Origin of the sequence: Ferrovum sp., from assembly GCF_027317285.1 — a bacterium.
Classification (GTDB): domain Bacteria; phylum Pseudomonadota; class Gammaproteobacteria; order Burkholderiales; family Ferrovaceae; genus Ferrovum.
The window spans coordinates 1-16,704 of record NZ_DAHVHV010000046.1 but is presented as its reverse complement, the minus strand read 5'-3'; the positions used below and the strand labels follow the sequence as shown (position 1 = coordinate 16,704).

Here is a 16,704-nt window from a genome sequence, read left to right as displayed (position 1 = left end):
GCGCCGATTGCGATGGAAGAGGGGTTACGATTTGCGATTCGCGAAGGCGGTCGGACCGTGGGCGCCGGGGTTGTCGCCAAAGTGATTCAGTAATAAAACAGGCCAGTAGCTCAATTGGCAGAGTGACGGTCTCCAAAACCGTAGGTTGGGGGTTCGAGGCCCTCCTGGCCTGCCAAGGTTTTCAAAGGAAATTCAACGCCCATGGCGGATAAACTCAAGTTTGCCCTCGCCCTCGCCCTTGTTGTGGCGGGGTTGGTGGGCTATTACCAATTGGCGGATCATGCCTTGGTATTGCGGGTTCTGGCCGTATTGGCAGGATTGGGGCTGGGTGCTGCCGTTGCCTGGTTCACGGTGCCGGGGCAGGACTTCTACCGCTTCTCTCAGGAAGCGGTGGTGGAAGCGCGACGAGTTGTCTGGCCTTCCCGTAAGGAAACCTGGCAGACCACTCTGGTGGTTTTTGCCCTGGTGCTGGTGGTGGGGGTGTTCCTGTGGTTGGTGGACTGGGGCTTGCTGGTGGCGGTACAACGATTGATGGGGCGGTCTGAATGATGACAATGCGCTGGTATGTGGTACATGCCTATTCCGGCTTTGAAAAGAGCGTGCAGCGAGCGCTCAGGGAACGGATCAACCGGGCGGGTATGGACGAGCAGTTTGGCGACATTCTGGTCCCCGTGGAAGAAGTCGTGGAAATGAAAGGCGGTCAGAAGAGCATCAGCGAACGCAAGTTTTTTCCGGGCTATATCCTGGTGCAGATGGATATGACCGATGAGACCTGGCATCTGGTCAAGAGTACGCCGAAGGTGACGGGGTTCGTGGGCGGTAAGGCCAACAAGCCGACCCCCATTACCGACAAGGAAGTACAAAACATTCTGAACAAGGTGCAGGAAGGGGTCGAGAAGCCCCGGCCAAAGGTTCTGTTCGAAGTGGGCGAGAGCGTGCGGGTCAAGGACGGCCCGTTCACCGACTTCAATGGCATGGTGGAAGAAGTCAATTACGACAAGAACAAACTCCGTGTGTCCGTGCTCATTTTTGGGCGGGCAACACCGGTGGAACTGGATTTTGGACAGGTGGAAAAGGGCTAGATCGCCTGATTCCGGTCATTCTGGGGAGGTGAACGCAGGTTCACCGCTGGCACCCGAACATAGGAGCAGTCATGGCAAAGAAAATCACAGGTTACATCAAGTTGCAGGTTCCGGCCGGCAAGGCCAATCCCAGCCCGCCCATCGGGCCAGCGCTCGGTCAGCGCGGTCTCAACATCATGGAATTTTGCAAGGCTTTCAACGCCCAGACACAAGGTATGGAAGTTGGTTTGCCCGTTCCGGTGGTGATTACCGCCTATGCGGACAAGAGTTTCACCTTCATCATGAAGACGCCTCCCGCCACGGTGCTGATCAAGAAGGCAGCCGGTGTGAGCAAGGGAAGCCCCAAACCCCACAGTGACAAGGTGGGAACCTTGACCCGCGCACAGGCTGAGGCCATTGCCACCACCAAGATGCCCGATCTGACTGCCTCAGATCTGGATGCTGCGGTTCGTACCGTGGCGGGTAGTGCGCGCAGCATGGGGATTACTGTGGAAGGAGTGAACTGAACATGGCCAAAATGACCAAACGTACGCAAGCCCTGCGCGCACAGATCGATCGTGCCCGCGCCTACGCTGTGACCGAGGCCCTGGAACTGGTGAAAAAGACAGCTACGGCAAAGTTTGACGAGTCGGTGGATGTGTCTGTCAATCTCGGCGTGGATGCCAAGAAGTCGGATCAGCAGGTTCGTGGTTCCGTGGTGCTACCTCAGGGAACCGGCAAGACCATGCGGGTCGCAGTGTTTGCGCAGGGTGACAATGCTGAAAAAGCCCGGGCCGCTGGTGCGGACATCGTGGGTTTTGACGATCTGGCGGAAAAGATCAAGGGCGGCTTTATGGATTTCGATATCGTCATCGCCACGCCCGACGCCATGCGCATCGTCGGACCCCTGGGGCAGGTTCTCGGTCCCCGGGGCCTGATGCCCAATCCCAAGGTGGGTACGGTGTCCACCGATGTGACCGGGGCAGTCCGGAATGCCAAGGCCGGGCAGGTTCAGTACCGGACCGACAAGGCTGGCTTGGTGCACTGTTCCATTGGACGCGCTTCCTTTACCGTGGAAGCCCTGCAGGAAAACCTGCAGGCTTTGCTGGGTGCCTTGAACCGCGCGCGTCCTGCCACGGCCAAAGGGATCTATCTCAGAAAAATTTCCGTCTCGAGCACGATGGGCGGGGGAATCCGTATCGACGGTTCCACTGTGTCCGTGTAAGTGACATAACGACTTTGGGCATGGGGTGTGCTTTTCAGGATGGCACCCCATGGACATCAAAGACCGTAGGTGCCCGAAAGGGCTTAATGTAAATGCTGGCCTACGCAGATGGCGGTCCCTGATGGAAGGTCTTGCTGTATCGATACATTCGCGTATCAAGCCCTGAAAGAAAGGTCGCCGTGGTTGGAAAGAGGGCTTACCCTCTTTCTGTAATCTTTATGGAGGACAGACCTTGAGTCTCAATCTGGAAGAGAAAAAAGCAGTCGTGGCGGAAGTGACGGGGCAGGTGACCGAAGCTCAAGCGATCATTCTTGCGGAATATCGCGGAATGGCCGTGTCCGATATGACTGTTCTTAGGGCCAAGGCCAGAACAGCAGGCGTGTACTTCCGGGTTCTGAAAAACACACTGGTTCGGCGCGCCGTCGCTGATACCCCTTTTGCCGGTTTGGCCGATCAGATGGTCGGTCCGCTGGTTTATGGGATTTCTGCGGATCCGGTCGCGGTGGCCAAGGTGATTCATGAATTTGCCAAGGGAAATGACAAGTTGGTCATCAAGGGGGGAGCCATGCCGAATTCGGTCATGTCCGCCAAGGATGTATCCAGTTTGGCGACCATGCCGAGCCGCGAGGAACTCATCGCCAAGTTGATGGGAACCATGCAGGCACCGGTCAGCAAGTTCGTTCAGACCCTCAACGAAGTACCGACCAAATTTGTCCGCGGTCTGGCTGCGGTACGCGATCAAAAAGAAGCAACTGTTTAATTCAAGGAGTTACACATGGCACTCAGCAAAACTGAAATTCTGGATGCAATCGCCGGCATGACTGTGCTGGAATTGTCCGAACTGATCAAGGATATGGAAGAAAAATTCGGGGTATCCGCCGCCGCGACCGCCGTGGCTGTGGCTGCTCCTGCTGCTGCCGCTGCCGCCGCAGTGGAAGAGAAGACGGAATTCAGCGTCATCCTGACCGGTGCAGGCGATAACAAGGTCAATGTCATCAAGGTGGTGCGCACCATCACCGGACTGGGCCTGAAGGAAGCCAAGGACCTCGTGGACGGCGCGCCCAAACCTGTCAAGGAAGGGATTCCAAAGGCCGATGCCGACGCGATCGCCAAGCAATTGGCCGAAGCCGGCGCCACCTTCGAAATCAAGTAAGTCTCGATGTACCCGGGAGGCAGGGGCGCGACGGTGCCTCTGCCTCGTTTGGCCTGAAGGCCGAACTCCCGGTCACGCGCAAGTCGTGAATTTTGCCGCCAGTCCCTGTCTTACTGTCGTGGAGATCACATGAGTTACTCATTCACCGAGAAAAAACGCATTCGCAAAAGTTTCGCCAAGCGTCACAGCGTTCTCGACATTCCTTTCCTGCTGGCCACTCAATTGGATTCCTACACGGAATTCCTGCAGGAGGGCGTAAACCCGACGACACGTAAAAATCAGGGTCTTGAATCGGCATTCCGCTCTGTATTTCCCATTGTCAGTCATTCAGGCAATGCTGTTCTGGAATATGTCAGTTATGTCCTTGCCGACCCTCCCTTTGATGTCGTGGAATGCCAGCAGCGCGGCATGACTTTTGCCTCCCCCCTGCGTGCTCGGGTGCGGCTGAAGATCATGGATCGCGAAGCCTCCAAGCCCACGGTCAAGGAAATCAAGGAACAGGAAGTTTATATGGGGGAAATCCCCCTCATGACCCGTAACGGTTCCTTTGTGATCAATGGCACTGAACGGGTCATCGTGTCCCAGTTACATCGCAGTCCTGGTGTGTTCTTCGAGCATGACCGGGGCAAAACCCATTCTTCCGGGAAATTGTTGTTTTCCGCACGGATCATTCCCTATCGTGGTTCCTGGCTGGATTTCGAATTCGATCCCAAGGATCTGCTCTACTTCCGCATCGACCGCCGCCGCAAAATGCCGGTGAGCACCTTGTTGCGCTCCATCGGATTCAACACGGAACAGATCCTGGAAACCTTTTTCGACTTCGACGATATTCACATCGACGACAAGTCGCTGCACATGACCCTGGTTCCGGAGCGCCTGAGGGGCGAGGTGGCCCGTTTCGACATCATGGCCAAGGACAAGGTCATCGTGGCGCGGGACAAGCGGATCACCGTCAAGCATATCCGTGAACTGGAACAGGCGGGACTGCACCGCATCGAAGTGCCTGAGGATTTTGTCGTGGGCCGGGTTCTCGCCCGAGATCTCATTCAGACGGACACGGGAGAACTGGTTGCCCGCGCCAATGACGAAATCACTGAAACCCTGCTGGCAAAAATACGTGCGGCGGGAATTCGTGACATTCAGACCCTCTATACCAACGATCTGGATCAGGGACCGTACATTTCCCAGACGCTGGCGATCGATGACACGCTCGATCAGAATGCGGCGCGGATCGCCATCTATCGCATGATGCGTCCCGGCGAACCGCCGACCGAAGAGGCGGTCAAGTTGCTCTTTCAGGGCCTGTTCTTCAGTGAAGAACGGTACGATCTTTCTGCCGTGGGTCGGATGAAGTTCAATCGTCGGGTGGGCCGTTCTGAACTGACGGGTTCCCCGATCCTGTCCAATGAAGATATCGTGGATGTCATCAGGATTCTGGTGGAATTGCGCAACGGGCGCGGTGAAATCGATGACATCGACCATCTGGGCAATCGACGGGTGCGTTCCGTCGGCGAGTTGGCCGAGAATCAATTTCGCTCCGGCCTGGTGCGCGTGGAGCGGGCCGTGAAGGAACGGCTTTCCCAGGCGGAATCGGAAAACCTGATGCCGCATGACCTGATCAATGCCAAGCCCATTTCGGCAGCGATCAAGGAATTCTTCGGCTCCAGCCAGTTGTCCCAGTTCATGGATCAAACCAATCCGTTGTCTGAAATCACCCATAAACGGCGGGTATCTGCCCTGGGACCCGGCGGATTGACCCGTGAGCGGGCAGGGTTCGAAGTGCGCGACGTGCACCCCACGCATTACGGGCGTGTCTGTCCGATCGAAACCCCGGAAGGACCCAATATTGGTCTGATCAATTCGCTGGCGTTGTATGCCCGAACCAACGAGTACGGCTTTCTGGAAACGCCGTACCGCAAGGTGGAGAATGGCCGCGTCACGGACCAGATCGAGATGCTCTCGGCCATCGAGGAAGGGCGGCATGTGATCGCTCAGGCCAATGCGGCACTGGACGAGCAGGGACGTTTCAGCGACGACCTGGTCTCCTGTCGTCACTTCAACGAATTCACCCTGGCGTCACCGGATCGGATTACCCACATCGATGTGGCGCCGGCCCAGATCGTCTCGGTGGCTGCATCCCTCATCCCGTTTCTGGAACATGATGATGCAAACCGTGCTCTGATGGGTTCGAACATGCAGCGTCAGGCCGTGCCCTGCCTGCGTGCGGAAAAGCCGCTGGTGGGAACGGGGATCGAGCGTACCGTGGCCGTGGATTCGGGAACGACGGTGCAAGCCCGGCGCGGTGGGGTGGTGGACTATGTGGATGCCGCCCGGATCGTGGTGCGCGTGAATGATCAGGAGACGATGGCAGGCGAAGTGGGGGTAGACATCTACAACCTCATCAAGTACCGTCGTTCAAACCAGAATACCAACATCAATCAACGTCCTATCGTCAATGTGGGGGATGTCATCCAGCGTAATGACGTGATCGCGGATGGTGCGTCCACCGACATGGGGGAACTGGCTCTGGGTCAGAACCTGCTGGTGGCTTTCATGCCCTGGAACGGATACAACTTCGAGGATTCCATCCTGATCTCCGAGCGGGTCGTGGCCGAAGACCGTTTCACTTCCATCCATATCGAAGAGTTGTCGGTGGTGGCGCGGGACACCAAGTTGGGACCAGAGGAAATCACCCGGGATATCTCCAACCTGTCTGAACGCATGTTGAACCGGCTGGATGATTCCGGCATCGTTTACATCGGGGCCGAGGTGGAAGCTGGGGATGTGCTGGTGGGGAAAGTCACTCCCAAGGGCGAAACCCAGCTGACCCCCGAAGAGAAACTGCTGCGTGCCATCTTTGGCGAGAAGAGTTCCGATGTCAAGGACACCAGTCTGCGCGTTCCCTCCGGCATGGCAGGGACGGTGATCGGCGTGCAGGTCTTCACGCGTGAAGGGATCGAACGGGACGCACGTGCCCAGCGCATCATCGATGACGAGTTGGCCCAGTACAAGAAGGATCTTGGGGATCAACTGCGTATCATGGAAAACGATACCTTTGGTCGGATCGAACGTCTGTTGATGGGCAAGGTCGTCAAGGGCGGACCAAAGAAGTTGCCCAAGGGCACCGTGATCACCCCCGACTATTTGAACCAGTTGGGACGCTGGGACTGGTTTGACATTCGCCTTGGGGAAGAAGACCAGCAGATTCAACTGGAACAATTGAAGGAAAGCCTTGAAGAAAAGCGCAAGGAGTTCGAATTGTTCTTCGAGGAGAAGAAGCGCAAGTTGACCCAGGGGGATGAGTTGTCTCCGGGGGTCCAGAAAATGGTCAAGGTTTATCTGGCCGTGAAGCGTCGTCTCCAGCCGGGTGACAAGATGGCCGGTCGCCACGGGAACAAGGGGGTGGTCTCCAAGATCGTCCCGGTAGAGGACATGCCTTTCACCGCAGACGGGACTCCGGTGGATATCGTGCTGAACCCGCTCGGGGTTCCCTCGCGGATGAACGTGGGACAGATTCTGGAAACCCACCTGGGCTGGGCTGCCAAAGGCCTGGGTCATGCGATCGGTCGGCTCCTCGACCAGCAGGCGGACGCCATCAAACTGCGGGAGTTTCTGGAGAAGGTTTATAACGGTACGGGGAAGACGGAGTCCCTGGCTGACATGACCGATGTTGAAATCGGAACCCTGGCGCACCATCTGCGCGGCGGCGTGCCTTTTGCGACCCCCGTATTCGATGGGGCCAACGAGGCCGAGATCAAGGACATGCTGGAACTGGCCGGGTTGCCCCGGGGCGGGCAGGTGCAGGTCTTCGATGGTCGTACCGGCGAGAGTTTTGATCGGTTGGTGACCCTGGGCTACATGCATATCCTGAAACTGCACCATCTGGTGGACGACAAGATGCATGCCCGTTCCACAGGTCCCTATAGCCTGGTGACCCAACAACCTCTGGGCGGTAAGGCACAGTTTGGGGGGCAGCGCTTCGGGGAAATGGAAGTTTGGGCGCTGGAAGCCTACGGCGCATCCTATACGCTCCAGGAAATGCTGACTGTCAAATCCGATGACGTGGCGGGACGGACCAAGGTGTACGAAAACATTGTCAAGGGCGAACACACCATCGATGCCGGAATGCCGGAATCCTTCAATGTGCTGGTGAAGGAAATTCGCTCGCTGGGTATCGACATCGATCTGGAACGGTTCTGACGGAACCAGATTGGACAGTTTAGGGGATTCAACTCATCAATGGGAGTCAGGCCTGGCCGACTCCCGCGCGGGAGGTAAAGCGTGAAAGGACTATTGAACTTATTCAAGCAGACGACACAACCGGAAGAATTTGATGCGATCAAGATCGGACTGGCTTCACCCGACAAAATCCGGTCCTGGTCCTACGGTGAGGTAAAAAAACCTGAAACCATCAATTACCGTACCTTCAAACCGGAACGGGATGGTCTTTTCTGTGCCAAGATATTCGGTCCGGTCAAGGATTACGAGTGTCTGTGCGGGAAATACAAGCGCCTCAAGCATCGGGGGGTGATTTGTGAAAAATGTAATGTCGAGGTCACCCTGTCCAAGGTGCGGCGTGAGCGTATGGGCCACATCGAATTGGCCAGTCCGGTGGCGCACATCTGGTTTCTGAAATCCTTGCCCTCCCGTCTTGGGATGGTACTGGACATGACCCTTCGGGATATTGAACGGGTTCTTTATTTCGAAGGCTTCGTGGTGACGGAACCGGGGATGACCCCACTTCAAAAGGGGCAATTGCTCACTGAAGAAGACTATCTGGCCAAGGTCGAGGAGTATGGCGACGAGTTTTCTGCCAGCATGGGCGCCGAGGGCGTGCGCGAACTTCTTCGTCAAATCGATATCGATCGTGAAATCGAGCGCCTGCGTCAGGAACTGGCCACGACCGGTTCCGAAACCAAGATCAAGAAGTACGCCAAGCGCGTCAAGATCCTGGAGGCGTTCCAAAAATCCGGCATCAAGCCGGAGTGGATGATCATGGAAGTCCTCCCGGTCCTTCCGCCCGATTTGCGTCCTCTGGTTCCTCTGGATGGGGGGCGTTTTGCCACCAGCGATCTGAACGATTTGTATCGTCGGGTGATCAATCGCAACAATCGGTTGAAGCGTCTTCTGGAACTGAAGGCACCCGAAATCATCGTGCGCAATGAAAAACGCATGCTGCAGGAAGCGGTGGATTCGCTTCTCGACAACGGCCGGCGCGGCAAGGCCATGACGGGCGCCAACAAGCGCGCCCTCAAGTCCCTGGCCGACATGATCAAGGGGAAGAGTGGTCGATTCCGTCAAAATCTGCTGGGGAAACGGGTGGATTACTCCGGGCGATCCGTGATCGTGGTGGGACCGCAACTCAAGTTGCATCAGTGTGGCTTGCCCAAGAAAATGGCGTTGGAACTGTTCAAACCCTTTATTTTCCACAAACTCGAAGTTCTGGGTCTGGCGACGACGATCAAGGCCGCCAAGCGCATGGTGGAACAGGAGATTCCCGAGGTATGGGATATTCTCGAAGACGTGATCCGGGAACATCCGGTTCTCCTGAATCGTGCGCCAACCCTGCATCGTTTGGGCATTCAGGCTTTCGAACCCGTTCTGATCGAAGGCAAGGCCATCCAATTGCATCCGCTGGTCTGCGCCGCGTTCAATGCGGACTTTGACGGTGACCAGATGGCTGTGCACGTGCCGCTTTCCCTGGAAGCACAGATGGAAGCACGCACCCTGATGCTGGCCTCCAACAATGTGTTGTCTCCTGCCAACGGGGATCCCATCATCGTGCCCTCCCAGGATATCGTGCTGGGGCTTTATTATGTCACCCGCGAACGGGTCAATGCGCGCGGTGAAGGGATGGCTTTCTCCGATGTGGGTGAGGTCGTGCGCGCTTATGAAGCCCGCAAGGTGGATGTGACCGCGCGTGTTTCCGTGCGTCTGACCGAGACGGTCAAGGACGACAGCGGTACGTTGTCACGGCAGGTCACGCGTTACGAAACCACGGTGGGTCGGGCCATGCTGTCCGAGATATTGCCCGATGGATTGTCTTTCACGCACATCAACAAGGCGCTCAAGAAAAAGGAAATTTCTCGTCTCATCAATGCAGCCTTCCGTCGTTGCGGGATCAAGGAAGCCGTGATCTTCGCGGACAAATTGATGTACATGGGTTTTGCCATGGCGACCCGCGCCGGGATTTCGATTTGTGTGGACGACATGCTGGTGCCCAATGAGAAGGGCGCACTGATTGCCGCTGCCGAGACGGAAGTGAAGGAAATCGAGAGTCAGTACACTTCGGGTCTGGTCACCCAGGGTGAGCGTTACAACAAGGTAGTGGATATCTGGGGGCGGGCGGGCGATCAAGTGGCCAAGGCCATGATGGACCAACTGGGACGTGAGCCGGTGATCAACCGCAAGGGCGAACACACCACTCAGGAATCCTTCAATGCCATCTACATGATGGCGGATTCCGGCGCGCGCGGCTCGGCGGCCCAGATTCGCCAGTTGGCAGGGATGCGCGGCCTGATGGCCAAACCCGATGGTTCGATCATCGAAACCCCGATCACGGCGAACTTCCGTGAAGGGCTGAATGTGTTGCAATACTTCATCTCGACCCACGGGGCGCGCAAGGGCTTGGCGGATACTGCACTGAAGACCGCCAATTCAGGATACCTGACCCGTCGTCTGGTGGACGTGACACAGGATCTGGTGGTGGTGGAACAGGACTGCGGCACCGAACAGGGGATGCTCCTGAAAGCTTTGGTGGAGGGAGGGGAAGTGGTGGAACCTCTGCGGGACCGGATTTTGGGTCGCGTCGCCGCCATGGACGTCATTCATCCGGAAACTCAGGAAGTTCTGGTGCCGGCAGGCTATCTGTTCGACGAAGATGCCGTGGAGCAGGTGGAAGCCGCGGGCATCGACGAGATCAAGGCGCGCAATCCGCTTACCTGTGAAACCCGCTACGGTCTCTGCGCTCAATGCTACGGACGGGATCTGGGACGGGGTGGTCTGGTGAATGTGGGAGAAGCCGTGGGCGTGATCTCGGCTCAGTCCATCGGCGAACCGGGGACACAGTTGACCATGCGGACCTTCCACATCGGGGGGGCAGCCTCCCGGGCAGCCGTGATCAGCCAGGTGGAGAGCAAGTCGAATGGCGTGGTACGGATTTCCGCCACCATGCGTCAGGTTACCAACGCCCGTCAGGAACAGATCGTGATTTCCCGCAGCGGCGAGGTGATCATTACCGATGATGCCGGACGGGAGCGGGAACGGCACAAGATTCCCTATGGGGCGACCCTGCTGGTGACGGAAGGTGGCCGGGTCAAGGCAGGGCAGATCCTGGCCAACTGGGATCCCCATACCCGCCCCATCATTACCGAGTACGCCGGGGAAGTGCGCTTCGAGAACGTGGAAGAAGGGGTGACGGTCGCCAAGCAGATCGACGAAGTGACGGGGTTGTCCACCCTGGTGGTGATCGATCCCAAGCGCCGTGCCAGCGCCCAGAGCAAGGGGGTGCGCCCGCAGGTGAAATTGCTGGATGCAGTGGGCAAGGAAATCAAGTTGGCCGGCACGGAACAGGTGGTCAATATCACCTTCCAGGTGGGCGCCATCATCACGGTCAAGAATGGACAACAGGTCGGCGTTGGTGAAGTGCTGGCCCGGATACCCCAGGAATCCTCGAAGACACGGGATATTACCGGGGGCTTGCCGCGGGTTGCCGAATTGTTTGAAGCCCGCTCACCCAAGGATGCCGGCCTGTTGGCGGAAATCACCGGTACCGTGTCTTTCGGCAAGGATACCAAGGGCAAGCAGCGTCTGGTCATTACGGACACCGATGGGATTGCGCACGATTATCTGATTCCCAAGGACAAACATGTGACGGTGCATGATGGTCAGGTGGTGAACAAGGGTGAAACCATCGTGGATGGTCCGGCTGATCCCCATGACATCCTGCGCCTGCTGGGTGTGGGTGCGCTGGCCCGCTATATCACGGATGAAGTTCAGGACGTGTATCGCCTGCAGGGGGTGAAGATCAACGACAAGCACATCGAAGTGATCGTGCGTCAGATGTTGCGCCGGGTACAGGTGCTGGATGCGGGCGAGACCCGCTTCATCCCGGGAGAACAGGTGGAACGGGCCGACTTGCTCGAGGAAAACGAGCGGATCGTGGCGCAGAACAAGCGTCCTGCCACCTTTGAAAATGTTCTGCTGGGGATTACCAAGGCATCGCTGTCCACGGATTCCTTCATTTCGGCAGCATCCTTCCAGGAAACCACCCGTGTTCTGACCGAAGCCGCCATTATGGGCAAACGGGACGATTTGCGTGGTCTCAAGGAAAACGTCATCGTGGGACGATTGATTCCTGCCGGTACGGGTCTCGCCTACCACACGGCCCGCCGCCGTCGTGGTCAGCCAGAGTTGCGGGACAGTCTGGGGGGGGATTTCATGATGGTGGAGCCTCTGACGGCGGTGGAAACGGATGAACATCCCGCTGCTTGACAAAGGAAGCATTTAAACATACAATCGACAGTCTTTTTCCGGGCGTGTTGCCCGTGACCGGACTGTCTCGTACGGACGATAGGACTAACTATGCCAACAATCAACCAGTTGATTCGCAAACCGCGAGTCGCCAAAACGACCAAGAGCAAGGTGCCTGCCCTGGCCAATTCGCCGCAGAAGCGTGGCGTATGTACTCGGGTTTATACGACTACCCCCAAAAAGCCGAACTCGGCATTGCGGAAGGTGGCACGGGTGCGTCTGACCAACGGCTTTGAAGTGTCCAGTTATATCGGTGGAGAAGGGCATAATCTGCAGGAGCACTCGGTGGTCCTGATTCGTGGCGGTCGGGTCAAGGATCTTCCTGGGGTCCGCTACCACACGGTACGGGGTAGCCTGGATACGGCAGGGGTGAAAGATCGCAAGCAGAGCCGTTCCAAGTACGGTGCCAAGCGTCCCAAAGCCGCTTAATTTAATTCATAAACAAGAGAGACTACTTCCATGCCGCGTCGCAGAGAGGTTCCCAAAAGAGATGTGTTGCCCGATCCAAAATTCGGCAGCGCTGATGTGTCAAAATTTGTCAATGTCATCATGGATTCGGGTAAGAAATCCGTGGCTGAACATATCGTTTATCGTGCCATGGATGTCATCGGACAGAAATCCGGCAAAGACCCCATCGAGGTTTTTCTGACGGCACTCAATAATGCCCGTCCTCTCGTCGAAGTCAAAAGCCGGCGCGTGGGTGGGGCCAACTATCAGGTTCCCGTGGAAGTTCGGGCCAACCGTCGCACTGCCCTGGCCATGCGTTGGTTGCGTGAAGCAGCGCGCAAGCGCGGTGAAAAGTCCATGGGCCTGCGTCTGGCGGGAGAATTGATCGACGCCTCGGAAGGCCGCGGGGGCGCCATCAAGAAGCGTGAAGAAGTCCATCGGATGGCTGAGGCCAACAAGGCTTTTGCGCATTATCGCTTTTAAGGACATGACTTTTTGGCAGGAAGGATAAAGCATAAAGCAGGCCCGGCAATCCGGGCCTTTGGCGTATCAAACTGACAGACAACGGACGGATAAAGTGGCACGTAAAACACCCCTTGAGCGCTATCGGAATATTGGTATCTCGGCGCATATCGACGCAGGAAAAACCACCACGACGGAACGGATCCTTTTTTACACCGGGGTATCCCATAAAATCGGCGAAGTGCATGATGGTGCCGCGACCATGGACTGGATGGAGCAGGAACAGGAGCGTGGCATTACCATCACTTCTGCGGCGACGACCTGTTTCTGGCGCGGGATGGATGGAAAGTACCCGGAGCACCGGATCAATATCATCGATACCCCTGGGCACGTTGATTTCACCATCGAGGTGGAACGTTCCATGCGTGTCCTGGACGGGGCCTGCATGGTGTACGATTCGGTGGGTGGGGTACAACCCCAGTCAGAAACCGTTTGGCGCCAGGCCAATAAATATGGCGTTCCCCGTTTGGCCTTCGTCAACAAGATGGACCGGGTGGGCGCGGATTTCTTCAAGGTCCACCAGCAGATTCGTGATCGCCTGCGGGGTAACCCCGTTCTGATCCAGATTCCGATCGGCGCAGAAGATCATTTTGCGGGCGTTGTGGATCTGGTGATCATGAAGGCCATTCTGTGGGATGAGGCTTCCCAGGGGATGAAATTCGAATACCAGGAGATTCCTGCCGATCTGCGGGATAAGGCGCTGGAATGGCGCGAGAAGATGATCGAGGCGGCTGCCGAATCTTCTGAAGAGTTGATGAATAAGTATCTGGACAGCGGCGAGTTGAGCGAAGCCGAAATTCGTCTTGGATTGCGGGCTCGTACCCTGGCCGGCGAAATCGTTCCCATGCTGTGTGGCAGTGCCTTCAAGAACAAGGGCGTACAGGCCATGCTGGATGCCGTGATCGAGTACCTGCCTTCACCGGCGGATATTCCTCCGGTGGAAGGGGAACTGGAAAACGGCCAGATGGCCACTCGCCGGGCGGCAGATGATGAGCCTTTTTCGGCGCTGGCCTTCAAGATCATGACCGATCCTTTTGTGGGGCAGCTGATTTTCTTCCGGGTCTATTCGGGCATGATCAAGTCTGGCGACACGATCTACAACCCAACCAAGGGACGCAAGGAACGGCTTGGTCGTATTCTCCTGATGCATGCCAATCAGCGTGAAGAAATCAAGGAAGTGTTTGCCGGTGACATCGCGGCGGCGGTGGGATTGAAAGAGGCGACCACCGGGGATACCCTTTGCGAACTCGACAAAATCATCACCCTGGAAAAGATGGAATTTCCTGAGCCGGTCATTTCACAGGCAGTGGAACCAAAGACCAAGGCAGACCAGGAAAAAATGGGGATCGCCCTGAATCGCCTGGCACAGGAAGATCCTTCCTTTCGTGTCCGGACCGATGAAGAATCCGGTCAGACCATCATTTCCGGGATGGGTGAATTGCATCTTGAAATTCTCGTGGACCGTATGAAGCGTGAATTTGGCGTCGAGGCTACGGTGGGCAAGCCCCAGGTGGCCTACCGGGAAACCATTCGTGGCAAGGTGGAGAATGCAGAAGGCAAGTTCATCAAGCAAAGCGGTGGGCGCGGTCAATACGGTCATGTGGTGCTCAAGGTCGAGCCCAACGAGATAGGCGCCGGCTTTGAGTTTGTGGACGCCATCAAGGGCGGGGTGGTGCCTCGTGAATATATTCCTGCGGTTGAAAAGGGATTGATCGACACGCTGCCCAATGGGGTACTGGCAGGATTCCCGGTGGTGGATGTGAAAGTGACGCTTCACTTCGGTTCCTATCACGATGTGGATTCCAACGAAAACGCCTTCAAGATGGCGGCTTCCATGGCATTCAAGGATGGGATGCGTAAAGCCAACCCTGTGTTGCTCGAGCCCATGATGGCCGTGGAGGTGGAAACACCGCCCGAATTCATGGGGAACGTGGTAGGGGATCTGTCTTCTCGCCGGGGCATGATTCAGGGCATGGAAGATGTGCTGGGAGTCAAGGTCATCAAGGCCGAAGTTCCCCTGGCTGAAATGTTTGGTTACTCGACCTCGCTGCGTTCTGCAACCCAGGGACGGGCGACTTATACCATGGAATTCAAGCATTATTCTGAGGCCCCGCGCAATGTTGCGGAAGCGATCATCAACAAAAAATAATCACTGAAACAATTAGAGGTAACTCATTATGGCAAAGAGCAAGTTTGAGCGGACGAAGCCGCATGTGAATGTGGGGACGATTGGCCACGTGGATCATGGAAAGACGACGCTGACGGCGGCGATGACGGTGGTATTGTCGAAGAAGTTTGGTGGGGAGGCGAAGTCCTACGCTCAGATTGATTCGGCGCCGGAGGAGAAGGCGCGGGGGATCACGATCAATACGGCGCATGTGGAGTATGAGACGGTGAATCGTCACTATGCGCACGTGGATTGTCCTGGGCACGCGGATTATGTGAAGAACATGATTACGGGTGCGGCGCAGATGGATGGAGCGGTGCTGGTGGTGTCGGCGGCGGACGGACCGATGCCGCAGACGCGGGAGCACATTTTGCTGGCACGTCAGGTGGGTGTTCCGTACATTGTGGTGTACATGAACAAGGCTGACATGGTGGATGATGCGGAGTTGCTGGAATTGGTGGAGATGGAAGTCCGGGAATTGTTGTCGAAGTACAATTTTCCTGGGGATGACACGCCGATTGTGATTGGAAGTGCGTTGAAGGCGCTGGAAGGGGATCAGTCGGAGATTGGAGAGCCCTCGATCTGGAAGTTGGCGGAAGCGTTGGACACTTACATTCCTGAGCCGAAGCGTGCGATTGATGGACCGTTTTTGATGCCTGTGGAAGATGTATTTTCCATTTCAGGGCGCGGGACGGTGGTGACGGGTCGGATTGAGCGCGGGATAGTGAAGGTTGGGGATGACATCGAGATTGTGGGGTTGAAGACCACGCAAAAGACGGTGTGTACTGGGGTTGAGATGTTCCGCAAGTTGCTGGATCAAGGGCAGGCGGGGGACAATGTTGGGGTATTGCTGCGCGGGACGAAGCGTGAGGACGTGGAGCGTGGACAGGTGTTGGCGAAGCCTGGATCGATTACGCCGCACACCAAGTTTACGGCGGAGATTTATGTATTGTCGAAGGATGAAGGGGGTCGTCACACACCGTTTTTCCAGGGATATCGTCCGCAGTTTTACTTTCGTACGACGGATGTGACGGGGGCGATTGAGTTGCCTGAGGGGACGGAGATGGTGATGCCTGGAGACAACGTGTCGGTGACGGTGACGTTGATTGCACCGATTGCGATGGAAGAGGGGCTGCGATTCGCGATTCGCGAAGGTGGTCGGACCGTGGGCGCCGGGGTTGTCGCTAAAGTGATTCAATAAGGAAATAAATTAAATGGCAACTGCATTGACCCATCAAAAGATTCGCATACGTCTGAAAGCTTTCGACTATCGGCTGATTGATCAGTCCGCTCTCGAGATTGTGGAAACCGCCAAGCGTACCGGTGCAGTGGTTAAGGGGCCGGTTCCCTTGCCTACTCGCATCGAGCGTTTTGACGTGTTGCGTTCGCCCCATGTGAACAAGACTTCCCGTGATCAGTTCGAGATTCGCACACATCTACGGTTGATGGATATCGTGGATCCCACTGACAAAACGGTGGATGCATTGATGAAACTTGATCTTCCAGCAGGCGTTGATGTAGAAATCAAGTTATAATTGAAGGTTAGGATGTAAGTGTAGTGCCAGCCGGTCAATTGGAATCGGCGCCTGAGGAGGGC

14 protein-coding genes and 1 tRNA gene are annotated in these 16,704 nt (G+C 56.5%); all 15 read left to right on the top strand.

All coding sequences use genetic code 11. The features are described from left to right. Positions 1-93, top strand: a 93-nt coding sequence (locus M6F29_RS12370; RefSeq protein ID WP_524537727.1) for an EF-Tu C-terminal domain-related protein, incomplete at its 5' end; no start/stop codon positions are given. A 6-nt stretch (positions 94-99) separates the two neighbouring features. Next, positions 100-175: transfer RNA gene (locus tag M6F29_RS09420), tRNA-Trp, on the top strand. Between the two features lie 26 nt (positions 176-201). Then, positions 202-549, top strand: a complete 348-nt coding sequence (secE, locus tag M6F29_RS09415) for a preprotein translocase subunit SecE (RefSeq protein WP_297454348.1) — start codon at positions 202-204, stop codon at positions 547-549. After that, positions 549-1,082: a transcription termination/antitermination protein NusG gene (gene nusG / locus M6F29_RS09410; RefSeq protein WP_298158985.1), complete on the top strand. Its 534-nt coding sequence runs from the start codon at positions 549-551 to the stop codon at positions 1,080-1,082. The genes secE and nusG overlap by 1 nt, the downstream gene beginning before the upstream one ends. A gap of 71 nt (positions 1,083-1,153) precedes the next feature. Continuing rightward, entirely contained in the window at positions 1,154-1,588 is a 435-nt protein-coding gene (gene rplK, locus M6F29_RS09405; protein WP_031596350.1) for a 50S ribosomal protein L11, read from the top strand. Positions 1,589-1,590: 2 nt separating this feature from the next. After that, complete coding sequence (gene rplA, locus M6F29_RS09400; protein ID WP_298158981.1) at positions 1,591-2,286, top strand: 50S ribosomal protein L1; 696 nt, start codon at positions 1,591-1,593, stop codon at positions 2,284-2,286. A 232-nt stretch (positions 2,287-2,518) separates the two neighbouring features. Further along, positions 2,519-3,046, top strand: a complete 528-nt coding sequence (rplJ, locus tag M6F29_RS09395; RefSeq protein ID WP_298158977.1) for a 50S ribosomal protein L10 — start codon at positions 2,519-2,521, stop codon at positions 3,044-3,046. Between the two features lie 15 nt (positions 3,047-3,061). Further along, a complete protein-coding gene (gene rplL / locus M6F29_RS09390) occupies positions 3,062-3,439 on the top strand; it encodes a 50S ribosomal protein L7/L12 (protein ID WP_297454359.1) in 378 nt (125 codons plus the stop codon). A 129-nt stretch (positions 3,440-3,568) separates the two neighbouring features. Further along, positions 3,569-7,639 carry a DNA-directed RNA polymerase subunit beta gene (gene rpoB, locus M6F29_RS09385; protein WP_298158973.1) on the top strand — a complete coding sequence of 1,357 codons (4,071 nt, stop codon included), beginning with the start codon at positions 3,569-3,571 and terminating at the stop codon, positions 7,637-7,639. A gap of 81 nt (positions 7,640-7,720) precedes the next feature. Then, positions 7,721-11,932: a DNA-directed RNA polymerase subunit beta' gene (gene rpoC, locus M6F29_RS09380; protein WP_298158970.1), complete on the top strand. Its 4,212-nt coding sequence runs from the start codon at positions 7,721-7,723 to the stop codon at positions 11,930-11,932. 90 nt (positions 11,933-12,022) lie between these two features. After that, positions 12,023-12,400 (top strand): 30S ribosomal protein S12, encoded by a 378-nt coding sequence (gene rpsL / locus M6F29_RS09375; protein ID WP_031596361.1) that lies wholly within the window; start codon positions 12,023-12,025, stop codon positions 12,398-12,400. Between the two features lie 30 nt (positions 12,401-12,430). Beyond that, positions 12,431-12,901: a 30S ribosomal protein S7 gene (rpsG, locus tag M6F29_RS09370; RefSeq protein WP_031596362.1), complete on the top strand. Its 471-nt coding sequence runs from the start codon at positions 12,431-12,433 to the stop codon at positions 12,899-12,901. A gap of 94 nt (positions 12,902-12,995) precedes the next feature. Next, a complete protein-coding gene (gene fusA, locus M6F29_RS09365; RefSeq protein WP_298158968.1) occupies positions 12,996-15,089 on the top strand; it encodes an elongation factor G in 2,094 nt (697 codons plus the stop codon). 28 nt (positions 15,090-15,117) lie between these two features. After that, positions 15,118-16,308 carry an elongation factor Tu gene (tuf, locus tag M6F29_RS09360; RefSeq protein WP_062187353.1) on the top strand — a complete coding sequence of 397 codons (1,191 nt, stop codon included), beginning with the start codon at positions 15,118-15,120 and terminating at the stop codon, positions 16,306-16,308. Positions 16,309-16,321: 13 nt separating this feature from the next. Continuing rightward, the gene (gene rpsJ / locus M6F29_RS09355) at positions 16,322-16,642 is read left to right on the top strand and encodes a 30S ribosomal protein S10 (protein ID WP_363320351.1); all 321 of its coding nucleotides are present in this window, start codon (positions 16,322-16,324) and stop codon (positions 16,640-16,642) included. Positions 16,643-16,704 lie beyond the last annotated feature (62 nt).